Annotated in this window: 11 protein-coding genes; 3 read left to right on the top strand and 8 right to left on the bottom strand. The window is 45.0% G+C overall.

Annotated features, from left to right (window positions below; genetic code table 11):
• Positions 1–24 precede the first annotated feature (24 nt).
• The 3 genes from ileS to murJ all read right to left on the bottom strand — a co-directional run bounded on the left by ileS (position 25) and on the right by murJ (position 5,486).
• On the bottom strand, positions 25–2,853 hold the full coding sequence (gene ileS / locus BIW15_RS13125) for an isoleucine--tRNA ligase (RefSeq protein ID WP_005488293.1): 2,829 nt from the start codon (positions 2,851–2,853) through the stop codon (positions 25–27).
• Positions 2,854–2,917: 64 nt separating this feature from the next.
• Positions 2,918–3,853 carry a bifunctional riboflavin kinase/FAD synthetase gene (gene ribF / locus BIW15_RS13120; RefSeq protein WP_005477935.1) on the bottom strand — a complete coding sequence of 312 codons (936 nt, stop codon included), beginning with the start codon at positions 3,851–3,853 and terminating at the stop codon, positions 2,918–2,920.
• 70 nt (positions 3,854–3,923) lie between these two features.
• The gene (gene murJ / locus BIW15_RS13115) at positions 3,924–5,486 is read right to left on the bottom strand and encodes a murein biosynthesis integral membrane protein MurJ (RefSeq protein ID WP_025556242.1); all 1,563 of its coding nucleotides are present in this window, start codon (positions 5,484–5,486) and stop codon (positions 3,924–3,926) included.
• A 294-nt stretch (positions 5,487–5,780) separates the two neighbouring features.
• Here murJ and rpsT point away from each other — a divergent pair, with 294 nt between their 5' ends.
• The gene (rpsT, locus tag BIW15_RS13110) at positions 5,781–6,041 is read left to right on the top strand and encodes a 30S ribosomal protein S20 (RefSeq protein WP_005381938.1); all 261 of its coding nucleotides are present in this window, start codon (positions 5,781–5,783) and stop codon (positions 6,039–6,041) included.
• A gap of 198 nt (positions 6,042–6,239) precedes the next feature.
• Here the strand turns inward: rpsT and BIW15_RS13100 are convergent, their stop codons facing one another.
• Both BIW15_RS13100 and nhaR read right to left on the bottom strand, forming a co-directional pair.
• Positions 6,240–6,536 carry a metalloregulator ArsR/SmtB family transcription factor gene (locus BIW15_RS13100; RefSeq protein WP_005461077.1) on the bottom strand — a complete coding sequence of 99 codons (297 nt, stop codon included), beginning with the start codon at positions 6,534–6,536 and terminating at the stop codon, positions 6,240–6,242.
• Between the two features lie 292 nt (positions 6,537–6,828).
• Positions 6,829–7,719, bottom strand: coding sequence for a transcriptional activator NhaR (nhaR, locus tag BIW15_RS13095; protein ID WP_005457134.1), 891 nt, complete (start codon positions 7,717–7,719; stop codon positions 6,829–6,831).
• 384 nt (positions 7,720–8,103) lie between these two features.
• On the opposite strand from nhaR, the gene BIW15_RS13090 reads away from it, so the two are divergent.
• Entirely contained in the window at positions 8,104–9,252 is a 1,149-nt protein-coding gene (locus BIW15_RS13090) for a Na/Pi symporter (protein ID WP_005497177.1), read from the top strand.
• 307 nt (positions 9,253–9,559) lie between these two features.
• Positions 9,560–10,702, top strand: coding sequence for a flavohemoglobin expression-modulating QEGLA motif protein (locus BIW15_RS13085; RefSeq protein WP_370686416.1), 1,143 nt, complete (start codon positions 9,560–9,562; stop codon positions 10,700–10,702).
• Positions 10,703–10,774: 72 nt separating this feature from the next.
• Here BIW15_RS13085 and BIW15_RS13080 read toward each other — a convergent pair whose 3' ends face one another.
• The 3 genes from BIW15_RS13080 to BIW15_RS13070 form a co-directional block, all read right to left on the bottom strand.
• A complete protein-coding gene (locus BIW15_RS13080; protein ID WP_005481388.1) occupies positions 10,775–11,626 on the bottom strand; it encodes a thymidylate synthase in 852 nt (283 codons plus the stop codon).
• Between the two features lie 9 nt (positions 11,627–11,635).
• Positions 11,636–12,457, bottom strand: coding sequence for a prolipoprotein diacylglyceryl transferase (lgt, locus tag BIW15_RS13075; protein WP_021450223.1), 822 nt, complete (start codon positions 12,455–12,457; stop codon positions 11,636–11,638).
• A gap of 88 nt (positions 12,458–12,545) precedes the next feature.
• Positions 12,546–13,337, bottom strand: coding sequence for a sulfite exporter TauE/SafE family protein (locus tag BIW15_RS13070; RefSeq protein ID WP_005481395.1), 792 nt, complete (start codon positions 13,335–13,337; stop codon positions 12,546–12,548).

Below are 13,337 nucleotides of genomic sequence, written 5' to 3'. Positions count from 1 at the left end.
AAAAAGTTCAGTCGTTCTAGGCTATTACGCGAATTTACGTACTTCACCTTCGCCATCAACGTTAGATACACAGCGACCACAAATCTTCTCGTGACCCGCAATTGTGCCTACGTCTGGCGTGTGGTGCCAACAACGATCACACTTCTCAGCTTCTGTCGCTTTCACTTCAACAAACAGACCTTCGATGTCTGTTGCTTGTGCCGCGTCAGATTTCTCGCTTAAAGGCTTAACTGCTGCTGCAGACGTCAGTAGCACGAAGCGTAACTCGTCTTCTAGCTTGTTGATTTTCGCCGCTAGTGCGTCATCAGCAAATAGAGTTAGCTCAGCTTGTAGTGCACCACCGATGGTTTTCTCTGCACGCGCCGCTTCAAGAAGTTTGTTCACCGCACCACGAACTTTCTGAATTTCAGTCCAGAATTCGTTGTTCAGCTCTTCACCTTCCGCTAGACCAAATAGACCATCGAACCACTCACCTGTGAACACGAATTTTTCGCGCTCGCCTGGCATCTCGTTCCAGATCTCATCTGCGGTGAATGACATGATTGGCGCCATCCAACGAACTAGTGCTTCTACGATGTAGTAAAGTGCAGTCTGACAGCTACGTTGAGCGTGGCCGCCCTGCTTCGCTGTGTACTGACGGTCTTTGATTACGTCTAGGTAGAATGAGCCCATCTCGATAGAACAGAACTGCATTAGACGCTGAGTTACGGCGTGGATGTTGTATTCATCGTACGCTTTGATGATCTCTTCTTGCGCAGCAAGTGCACGACCAACTGCCCAACGGTCTAGCGCCACCATTTCTTCAGCAGGAACGATGTCTGTTGCTGGGTTGAAGCCATTTAGGTTCGCTAGGAAGAAACGCGCTGTGTTACGGATACGACGATACGCATCTGCAGAACGTTTTAGGATTTCATCAGAAACCGCAACTTCACCAGTGTAGTCTGTAGAAGCAACCCATAGACGCAAAATGTCTGCACCGAGTTTGTTCGTTACGTCTTTTGGCGCAACCACGTTACCGATAGATTTAGACATCTTACGGCCGTGACCATCAACCACGAAACCATGCGTCAGAACTTGTTTGTATGGCGCTACACCTTTCATCGCAATTGATGAAATTAGAGAAGACTGGAACCAACCACGGTGTTGGTCAGAACCTTCAAGGTATAGGTCTGCACTGTTACCGTTGTACTCTTCACGAGCATCAACAACTGAGAAGTGCGTAACACCTGAATCGAACCATACGTCTAGCGTATCGAGTACTTTTTCGTACTGCTCTGCTTCGTCGCCTAGTAGTTCAGCTGCGTCTACATCCCACCATGCTTGGATGCCTTTTTCTTCAACAAGCTTCGCTACTTTTTCAATTAGCTCTAACGTGTTTGGATGAAGTTCTGCTGTTTCTTTATGAACAAACAGAGCGATTGGTACACCCCAAGTACGTTGACGAGAGATACACCACTCAGGGCGACCTTCGATCATACCTTCGATACGGCTTTGACCCCACTCAGGCATCCACTGAACACCTTTGATTGACTCTAGTGCTTTTGCACGTAGGCCAGCTTGGTCCATTGATACGAACCATTGAGGTGTTGCACGGAAGATGATTGGAGTCTTATGACGCCAACAGTGCGGGTAGCTATGCTCGTAAGCGTGGTGATGCAGTAATGCGCCTTTTTCTTTTAGCGTTTCTACTACAGCGTCATTCGCTTTGAATACGTGCTGGCCAGCAAAAAGCTCAGTGTCTGGTAGGTAAACACCGTTAGAGCCCACTGGGTTTGCCACTTCTAGGTTGTACTTTTGACCAACCGCAAAGTCTTCCTGACCATGGCCAGGTGCCGTGTGAACCACACCAGTACCTGAGTCAGTCGTCACGTGATCACCAAGGATCGCCGGAACTGTGAAATCGTAGAATGGGTGTTGGAACTGAGAAAGCTCTAGATCCGCACCTTTCGCAAAACCAAGGTTATGGAAGTGCTCGATACCCGCGCGATCCATCACATCTTTTGCCAATTCAGCAGCAACGATAATACGCTCAGGGTTGTCACCCTCAACTTGGATTAGCACGTATTCAAGATCATCACGTAGACATACTGCGCGGTTTGCAGGCAGAGTCCAAGGAGTGGTTGTCCAGATAACGATTGAAACGTCACCCTTACCTTCGTGACCTTCAGTCAATTCAAATTTAGATAGCAGCGCAGCTTCGTCCGCTGTTTTAAAACGTACGTCGATAGATGGCGATACTTTATCTTTGTATTCTACTTCTGCTTCTGCAAGTGCAGAACCACAATCCGTACACCAGTGAACAGGTTTGAAACCTTTTAATAGGTGGCCATTACTTGCGATTTTACCAAGCGCACGAATGATGTTCGCTTCAGTTGCGAAATCCATAGTGCGGTATGGCTTATCCCACTCACCCATGATGCCAAGACGCTTGAAGCTTTCTTTCTGACCTTCAACCTGACCTGCTGCGTATTCGCGACATTTTTCGCGGAATTCCGCTGCCGTTACTTTTTGGCCTGGTTTGCCTACTTTCTTTTCTACCATCAATTCGATTGGCAGACCGTGGCAGTCCCAGCCTGGGATGTAAGGTGCGTCAAAACCTGAAAGTGTTTTGGATTTAATAATAATGTCTTTAAGAATCTTGTTTAGTGCGTGACCAATGTGAATGTCACCATTTGCGTAAGGAGGGCCATCGTGCAATACGAATGACTTTTTGCCTTTTTTAGCTTTACGGATTTCACCGTAAAGATCTTCTTTGTACCAACGCTCAAGCATTTCTGGCTCACGATTAGCCAGGTTGCCGCGCATTGGAAACCCTGTTTCAGGTAAGTTCAGGGTATCTTTATACTCACTCATCGATTCTTAATTCCGTTATATTGGGCGAAAATTAGACATTATGTCGAACGGTGGAATAAACCGTTCAACTCTTAAGCTGACGCAGCCACACCCTTGCTGCTTCAGCATCCAATTCGATTTGTTGTTTAAGTGCTTCAAACGACTCAAACTTTTGCTCATCTCGAAGTTTGTGCAAAAGTTCCACTTCTAGTTGCTTGCCATATAAATTGGCATGAAAGTCAAATAAGTGTACTTCTAACTGTTGGCGAACGCCATTTACTGTAGGTCGTTGGCCAATATTAGCCACGCCACCGACTGGCTTATCACCCAAGCCTAGCGCTTGAACAACATAGACTCCGGAAACCGGAGAAACACAACGTTTCAGTGGAATATTGGCCGTCGGGAATCCAATGGTTCTTCCTAACTTTCTTCCGTGTGAAACGCGACCGCTGATGCTGTAATCTCTTCCCAGCATCTCTTGTGCGGCATGCAAATCGTCACGAGCTAAGGCTTCGCGAATCGCGGTGCTACTCACTCGTAACTGTTGTAAACAAAAGCTTTGGGTACTGACGACTTCAAAGCCGTATTTTTCCCCAGCTTCCTGCAACATAGCAAAGTTACCTAAACGGCCTTTGCCAAAGCAGAAATCATCACCAACGACAAGAAACTTAACACCCAAACGCTCGACCAACAAGTCGCGGATAAACTCTTCCGCTGTCAGGCTGGCAAAATGGCGATTAAAGTTGACGCAAAGCAAACGATCGATGTCGAGCTTGCTTAATTGAACGAACTTGTCGCGCAGTCGCGTCAACCTTGCGGGCGCTTTGTCTTTGGCAAACAGCTCCATTGGCTGAGGTTCAAAGGTCATCACAACCGACGGTAACGAAAGTTTCTCCGCTTGCTCAGACACTTGCTGCAATACTTGTTGATGGCCTTTGTGTACGCCATCGAAATTGCCGATCGTCAACACACAACCATAATGGTGTGGTGCGATATTATGAATGCCTCTAATCAGTTCCATTGGATACTGCGTTCTGCCTCTGTTTTTACTTTGCACTGTGTGAAACTGACGGATTATATACTAATCAACCTCAATCTGTCCCAGCTTTTAGGTCTTTTAAACGTACGCCTGTCAAAAATAGAACCGCCAGGTAAACTGCGGCGCCTAGACCAATTAACGTTCCTAACATGCCGCTACGGTGAGCAAAGCTCCACTCTAGCCAAACCGACATGTCTTCCAATTGCCATAAGATCGCAGCGACCATCGCAGCGCCAGCAACAACCAAACGTATAATAAAGAAGACGGTACGCTTAGTGATTTGATAGACACCTGCAATGTGCAGACCTCGGTACAACAGCGCCATGTTGACGAACGCTGACAATGCCGTAGCAATAGCCAAGCCGACGTAACCGTAGAAATAGGCAAAAATTGCGTTGAACACCATGTTAGTCACCATCGCGATGATGCCGTATTTCACTGGCGTTTTTGTGTCTTGACGTGAGTAATAGCCTGGCGCTAACACTTTAATTAACATGAAATTCAATAGGCCAGATGCGTAAGCGAGCAACGACAGAGACGCTTGGTGCACATCTTGTGGAGAGAACTCACCGCGCATAAATAGCACCATCAACATCGGCTTCGCCAACGCCATCAAACCCAACATCGCCGGAATCCCGAGCAGCGTTACCATGCGAACGCCCCAATCCATGGTATGTGCAAAACCTTCGCTCTGCGAGTCCACATGTTTACGAGACAGCGCAGGCAAAATCACCGTCGCAATCGCAATACCAAACAGCCCCAGCGGGAACTCCAACAAACGATCGGAATAATACAACCAGCTGATTGAGCCAGTTTGTAGAAAGCTGGCAATAAAAGTATCAAATAGCAGGTTGATTTGACTGACAGAGACGCCAAACAAAGCGGGAATCATCAACGTGCGGATTTTTACCACCCCAGGATCGCGCCACCCCCACTTAGGCTTAACCATCACGCCCGCTTTAATAAGGAAAGGAATTTGGAATAAGAACTGAACCAAACCACCTAAAAACACACCGATAGCCAGACCAATTTCCGGTTGAGACATCTGTGGCGAGATAAACCAAGCCGCCAGAATGATCATGACATTCAAAAAGACCGGAGTGAATGAGGAGACGGCAAACTTGCCGAGTGTGTTAAGAATGGCTCCGGAAAGCGCAACAAAGGTGATGAACCATAAATAAGGGAAGGTAATTTTGAGCATCAGACTGGCTAGCTCAAATTTCTCTGCGGCCGGCCCACCATGCATCCAATCTAAAAACCAGCCAAAACCAAACAGCGCGGTTACCACACCAGAGCCCAGCACGCCCAGCACGGTAACAATAGAGACAATAACCCCTAACGTACCGGCAGCACGAGCAATCAACTCGCGTGTTTTATCCATATCACCTTGAGCGTGATTCTCCGTTAAAACAGGGACAAACGCTTGAGAAAAAGCCCCTTCAGCAAACAAACGTCGTAAGAAATTCGGAATTTTGTTGGCGAAGAAAAAGACGTCAGCGCTTGCTCCTGCCCCCATTAAATTTGCCACTACAACATCGCGAACTAAACCCAGAACGCGGGAAATTAATGTCATAGCACTGACGATCATGCCTGACTTGAGTAGTCGTTTACTCACTGTAACCTCGGAATATCACTATAAGACAGCCAACCCTATACTGTTAAGCTCGTGGAGGCTCTAAATAGACGTCAAAAATATATCCGTTTATTGTTAGTTCTAAGCGGATAATTATTAGCATTGGTATAAAAATGCTGTTAGAATCCCCGCCATCTTAACCGCGATAACCTTTCATACCAAAATTTGTTTTGGTTTAGATGGGTTTTTGCACAAATCATTTGACATTTAGGCGCAAATGAGGGATATTCCTCGCCCTTAAATTGTCACAGAACTAAGTTTTTGGGAGTTAGACCCTTGGCAAATAGTAAATCTGCTAAGAAGCGCGCTATCCAAGCTGAGAAACGTCGTCAGCACAATGCTAGCCGTCGCTCAATGATGCGTACTTACATGAAGAAAACTGTTGCTGCTATCGAAGCAGGCGACAAAGAAGCTGCAACTGCTGCATTCGCTGTAGTTACACCTATCCTAGACCGCATGGCAACTAAAGGCCTTATTCACAAGAATAAAGCAGCTCGCCATAAGTCTCGTTTCGCTGCACAAATCAAAGCTCTTTAATAGACACTTGATTTTACAGTGAAGAAAAAACCGGCTTTATGTCGGTTTTTTTATATCTAAAATTCGTCAAATCACGAATCCAAGATAGGAAAAAAGCTGGCACTGCCAGCTTTTGTTATTTAGAACGACTCAAATCTGCCAGTTACCTACCGTTGCCTAAACAACACAGATAACCCTAACGCATTTCAGTCTGTGCAATCAGTTTGCGCAATAAAGACCGTGAAGGGTTTGAATCAATGTCTTCACCTCATCACTTTTTAACGTGTAATACACCGTTTGCGCTTCTTTTCTCGTCGCGACCAATTCGTCACGACGAAGCCAAGCTAAATGTTGCGATAACGCCGACTGGCTTAATTCCAGTTTGGTACACAGCTCCCCAACGGACAACTCTTGGTTATGCAGCATACAAAGAATTTGTAGGCGTCTTTCGTTTGCCATCGCTTTGAGCAACACGACGGCTTTTGCGGAGTTTTTCTCCATTTCTTGTAGATTCATGTGTTGGACCTCTAGCTACAACTTACTTATTCCAACCCTGGCCAGCTTGTTGTGTTGCACTGATTTAATATCTCTAAGGACATCAAGATTCTTCTCCAGAGTCTTCTTTATTAGAACCTCTAAATTTGGCTTTAAAGCGATACATCAATTTAACCCACCAGCAGTGTTCACTGGGGCTTTATCGACGAGAAATAATTTTGCTCACTAAACCAAGTATCTTGAATTACTTAGGTATCATTTAGATTTATATTTTTATCGATAGTAATCTATTTATTTGAGCAACGATACGGGTTTACTCAAACATTTGACTGAAATCAGCATCACATACGTTTTTTACCGCAGGATGCTGAATCATTCGCTCGGCGAAAATAACGTAATACTCTTCTTTCAAATCCTCAACATGACCGATCAACTGTAAGCTGCGGTCATCTTCGATTTCTGACATGTAAACCGTCGGCGCCAAAAAGATCACATCATCACGGTATCTCGCAAAGGCTTTCATCAACGCGACGTCATCAAACTCTCCTAGGACATCAGGTTGTAATCCTTGGCGATCAAACCATTGAATGACTTTTCGCCCCATCGCCGTTCGACTTGCTGGGATCAACAGCTTTTTCTTTTCCAAAATTTCAGGGAACTTCACGTCTGGAATATCAGAAGATGCAAAGAAACTCATGCTACTCTCGCCAAGCTTCTTACTATAAAGGCCTGGGCTTTGCGTCGAGTCCACCGGGCAATCAGAAAGAATCATATCCAACTTGTGCTGCGATAGCCGTTCTAATAACAGTTCGTGCGTCGACTCGTAACAACGTAAATGGATACTGTTGTCTTCAGGCACGGTTGTCATCAGCACTTTACTAACTAGCCGTTTTGACAGCGCATCAGCTACACCAACTTCAAACAAAATATTGGAGTGCTGACTGTAGTTCACAATATCAAGCATCTCATAGCTTAAACCAAACATACGATCCGCATATTTGAAGACCAATTGTCCGAGTTCTGTTGGTTCGACAGTACGGCCGTTTCGCTTGGTTAGCTTACCTTTCATCCGCTCTTCAAGCGCTTTGATTTGCCCAGTCACAGTTTGAGGAGTGAGAAAAAGCGCATCCGCGGCCTTGGTAACAGAGCCTTGCTTGCACACCATCCAGAAGTAATAAAGATGGTTGTAATTTAGATGTGACATCGGCCAATTCCAGAAAAGAAGGTGATGCTTTTTATACCAAATGTGACAGAGACAGACAAGATACTCGGCAAAACCATCACTTTAACCAACTAAAATTAAGTTTTACCGAAAATACAATCTCAGTATTGTCATAAAACTTGAAGTAAAACGCACTTTTTATCGAATTCTCATCAAAAAAAACTCAGTTTATAAAACCAATAAATCCTATATTTTTCAATGAATTAAAACAGGACAATCCGCTACTTTTTTTGAACTATTAAAAAGCACAATAAAAAGTGCCCACAGAAATCAATCTGTAATATTACTGAAATATTTGTTCTCTAACATCGCCCGAAGTTTCAACTTAAGACCGAAAAACGAACTTAAAGGTCAACGGAGAAAATTATGATGAACCAAGCTACTTCAACAGCAGCGCCTATCTCGAGCACGACTCGTTGGTTACGCTGGGCTAACTTGGCATTCATGCTGTATCTGCTTCTTCTAGCAGTATCTATGGTTGGTAGCGGTTTCAAATGGGCAACTGGCGACCAAGCAAAAGTATTGTTTGAGTTTGCATCTCACCCTATCGCTGGTCTTATGATCGGCCTAGTAGCAACAGCCCTAATCCAATCCTCAAGTACTGTAACTTCTATTATTGTGGGCTTAGTTGCAGGTGGTCTACCTGTAGAGACAGCGATTCCAATGGTAATGGGTGCCAATATTGGTACCACAGTGACCAACACTTTGGTTTCACTAGGTCACGTACGTTGTAAGGAAGAATTCAAGCGCGCATTTGCTAGTGCGACGATCCACGACTTCTTTAACCTTCTTGCTGTTCTGATATTCCTTCCTTTGGAAATGATGTTCGGCATTCTAGAGAAAATTTCTCACTGGTTGGTTTCGCCACTATTGAACACTGGCGACATGAGCATGAAGGGTTTTGACTTCATCAAGCCAATCACTAAGCCTGTTGTTTCTGCTATCAAAGAACCGCTATCAACATTTGGTGACACCATGGGTGGCGTTGCTCTAATTGCTTTAGGTATCGCTACAATCTTCGTTGCTATCACAGTAATGGGTAAGCTAATGAAGAGCCTAATGGTTGGCCGTGCTCGCGATATTCTGAAAAATGCAATTGGTCGTGGTCCTATCCACGGTATCGTATCAGGCTCGATCGTGACGGTGTTGGTACAATCTTCATCAACAACAACAAGCTTGATGGTTCCACTTGTAGGTACTGGTGTTCTTAAAGTTCGTGACATTTACCCATTCACGCTGGGTGCGAACATCGGTACGTGTATCACTGCGCTACTTGCTGCTACCGCAGTATCTGGTGAGTTTGCTGTGTTTGCTCTTCAGATTGCGCTAGTACACTTAACCTTTAATATTTTGGCGACACTGTTTATCTTTGGTATTCCGTTCTTACGTGAAATCCCAGTAAAAGGTGCTGAAATGATTTCAGAGCTTGCTATCAAGAACAAAGCAGTTGTGGGTGGCTACCTGATGTCTGTATTCATCATTCTGCCAGGCGCAATCCTTGCTCTGACAACCTGATAATACCAACCATCGCTTATTGTTTAAGGCTCCACGTTGTGGGGCCTTTTTTGTATCTGTAATCATGATGCAAAAATGAGAGCTGATGTAACTCCGATTGAGACTGAGAAATATTTGTTGTTCAAACCAAACACTCAATGATAATTTGGCTTCACCTCTTTCAATACAATCACCGTTAGTCAAAAGTACAGAGACGGTCATATACACAATGGATAACGGCTCTTGCCTCCCATAGTTGTCTTCGATGACTGACAGGTACTCTGCGCGTTGTTGAAAAAGGTCTTACCTTCACATGGAGTTGAACGACATGGCTCAGTTTAATGAACCAATTTCTAGCCAGCTATTAGTAATAGATGAAAACCTCACTCAGTTAGTCACTGATATTGATATTCTTAGCAGCGTAAACCCGCTTAATTACGCCCAAGAGCGAGAAAGGTTCATCAGTAATAAGTACTCGCAAGAACCTAACTTTCAGTACCAGAAAGCGCCTCTTGACACTCATCAGTCAAAACGCCGTTTGTACGAATTGCCTTTGGAACACATCGAAGATACTCAGTTGCAAAAGCTTTATGAGGATGTCATTCAGTCTTACGCCGACAAACTTGATCAAGTCAACACCATAGGTACGCAAGAGTTCCTATACAACTCTCTGCGCTATTACGGTGAACCAAGTGCGAAAGACATTGCGAACGCACATTTCATTTTGCATCTGCCGACAGAAGAAGAGAGCAAACCAGAGCATGATAGCCGCTCCATTGCTCATTTCATGCAAAGCTTCGCCGATAAAAATGGGTATGAATGTGAAATTCAAATCTTAGATGGCATGCTAGCTAACGCTTTGGTGTCAGGCTCACGAGTGAAGATTAACAGCGCTGCGCACATCACAACTGACGAACTTGAAGCACTCGCACACCACGAGATGGGCGTGCATTTGCTAACTACGCTTAATGGCCGTCAACAACCACTTAAAGTGCTTAGTTTAGGTTGCCCTGCCAATACCAATACGCAGGAAGGGTTGGCAATTTTGTGTGAGTACCTCTCTGGACACTTCAGTATCAAACGTTTAAGAACCTTAGCTCTTCGCGTGCTTGCTGTAGAATCCATGATTAAAGAGCGCGATTTCCGCCACACCTTTATGTTGCTGAAGGAGCAGTACAAAGCGTCTGACGTTCAAGCCTTTACCATTACTTCGCGCGTATACCGCGGTGGTGGCTTAACTAAAGATTATTTGTACCTGAGAGGATTTAGAGAAGTGCTCAACGCGTACGATAAGCTAGGGGATGATTTTTCACTGCTGCTATGTGGTAAAACGGAATTAAAGTATTTCGATCTGATCCGTTCTCTCGTTAATAAAGGGATTTTCACTCAACCGAAGTTCATTAGCCCTGCGTTATCGACTCCGAAGCAAACTAACCCGATTCATCGCTATATCGTTAGCGCATTGAAGTAACGAAACTCAAACGCATCGCAAAAGCAAAAAAGCTCCATTCGGAGCTTTTTGTAGTATCAAGAACCAGCGTGATTACACTGAGAATGGATAACGAATTGGATCGTGGTGTTCGTACCCTTCTACCCAAAAGTCATCCAGTGTCACCCAAGTTTCCAAATCTTCTAGAGATTTAATCTCCGGATTGATATGGAATGTTGGTGCTTGTAACGGTTCACGCTTCAACTGAACATCACGCATCAACTCAAGCTGATCTTCATAAATGTGCGCGTTAACGATTTTATGGAAGGCCTGACCTGGCTTCTTACCCGTAATTTGCGCCATGATCGCTAAGAACACATAAACTTGAACCATGTTGAAGTTCAATCCAAGCGGCACATCGCACGAACGCTGTGTACTGTTGAGATACAAAGTGTCATCCAGTAGCGAAAAATGATGACTGTACATACAAGGTCGCAAGCACCCCATATGGAACTCACCAGGGTTGTAGAAGTTCAAGATTTCACCACGGTCATCAACACCGCGAGTCAAATCATCCACAATCTTGCGTAGCTGGTCGATATGACCACCATCAGGTTTTGCCCATGCACGACCTTGAACGCCGTATACACGGCCCATGTCGTCTTCACCCTTACGGTATGGGTTATTCAACCAAGCGTCGTTTAGGTTGGCGTTCGCATCCCACGTTTTGGTGCCTAATTTACGGAAATCTTCAGCATTATCATAACCACGAATGTAGCCAAGTAGCTCAGCCACTGCTGCTTTCCAAAAACTTTTACGCGTCGTTACCAATGGGAATTGATTGTTCGCAACATCGTAGGTTAAATCCGCGTTGATTACCGTCAGGCAACGCTTACCTGTACGTTCATTTTCAACCCAAACACCTTGATCAACGATGCGTTGACACAAATCTAAATACTGTTTCACACCAATACCTTACTTCGTTTTAACTTGAGCTTTGTCTTGGTAAAGACCACGTTTGTAAGCCCAAACCATCATCAGAATACCCAACACGATCATTGGCGTTGATAGAATTTGTCCCATCGAAATATAACCACCAAATAGACCAAGCTGAGCATCCGGTTCGCGAACGAACTCGACTAAGAAGCGGAATGTACCATATCCAGCTAAAAATAGCCCTGATACCGAACCCAATGGGCGAGGCTTTTTGATGAACCAGTTCAAGATGAAAAACAGCACTATGCCTTCTAACAGCATTTCATACAGTTGCGATGGGTGACGTGGTAAAGGCCCGCCATTTGGGAAAACGATAGCCCAAGGAACGTCTGTTACACGCCCCCAAAGCTCGCTGTTCATGAAGTTACCCATACGGCCCATACCCAAGCCAAATGGCACAAGAGGCGCAACAAAGTCAGCAACGCCGAAGAAGGTACGACCGTTCTTGTGTGCATACCAGAACATTGCCGTAATCACACCCAACAAACCACCGTGGAACGACATACCGCCAGTCCAAACTTTGAAGAGATACAAAGGATCATCTAAAAACAGTTCAAAGTTATAGAAGATAACGTAACCGACGCGACCACCGATGACGACCCCTAAGAAGCCCGCGAAAAGTAGATCAGAGACTTGCTCTCGAGTCCAGCCGCTGCCTGGTTTGTCAGCACGACGGTTCGCCAACCACAATGCAAACATGAAACCGACGAGGTACATCAAACCGTACCAACGAATTGAAACAGGACCAATAGAGACTAAAACCGGATCAATATTGGGAAATTGAAGGTATCCCTGAGACATAAATCATTCTCTTCTTATTTACAAATAAAACCAATATACCCAAGTCACCTCAAATGCTCGGTTCAGCGTGAATAACTTGGGAATAAACTTACAGCAGCATTGTTGCTGCAACAAACATTAAGAATATTGCGAATATTTTCTTTAATACCGCAGTAGGAAGATTGGTCGCGAGCTTCGCCCCCACTTTCGTGGTCAACATCGAAGTCATCGCAATCGCAAGTAACGCAGGAAGGTAAACATAACCAATACTGTACGCAGGTAAGCCTTCAACCTTATAGCCGTGCAAAATAAAGCCTATCATGCCAGAGATGGCGATGATGCAGCCACAAACTGACGATGAGCCGACCGCTTTACGCATTTCTACGCCGTGCTTGTTGAGAAAAGGCACCGATAAAGAACCGCCACCGATACCAGCTAAGCTCGAAACCACACCAATTCCCGTTCCGTACATCATAGTGACCGGACTACTCGGCATTGGCTTCTCACTTTTTACTTTAATGGATCGGAACATCTGTACAGCTAGACACAGTACAATGACACCAAATACTTTCGGCAAGTAATGAGTTGGGATCCATTCGGCAATGTTGGCACCAACAAAGCCGCCAATCACCACTCCGGGCATGAGCCACTTCACAACAAACATATCTACGTTGCCAAGTTTAAGATGGTTGAGAGCAGAAGAACCTGATGTAACGATGATGCTTGCCAGAGATGTCGCAAGCGCCATATGCATGCTCATTTCTGGAGAAATGCCCGCCCAAGGCAGCAAAAATAACAACGCAGGTACGACGATTAATCCGCCCCCAATGCCGAGTAGCCCCGCCATCACACCAACAAAAGCGCCTAGCGCCAGCAATAACAAAAATAAAGAGACGGTCAC

Source organism: Vibrio sp. SALL6 (assembly GCF_002002385.1).
In the GTDB taxonomy this organism is placed as follows: Bacteria; Pseudomonadota; Gammaproteobacteria; order Enterobacterales; family Vibrionaceae; genus Vibrio; species Vibrio parahaemolyticus.
This window is presented reverse-complemented; position numbering and strand designations above follow the sequence as displayed.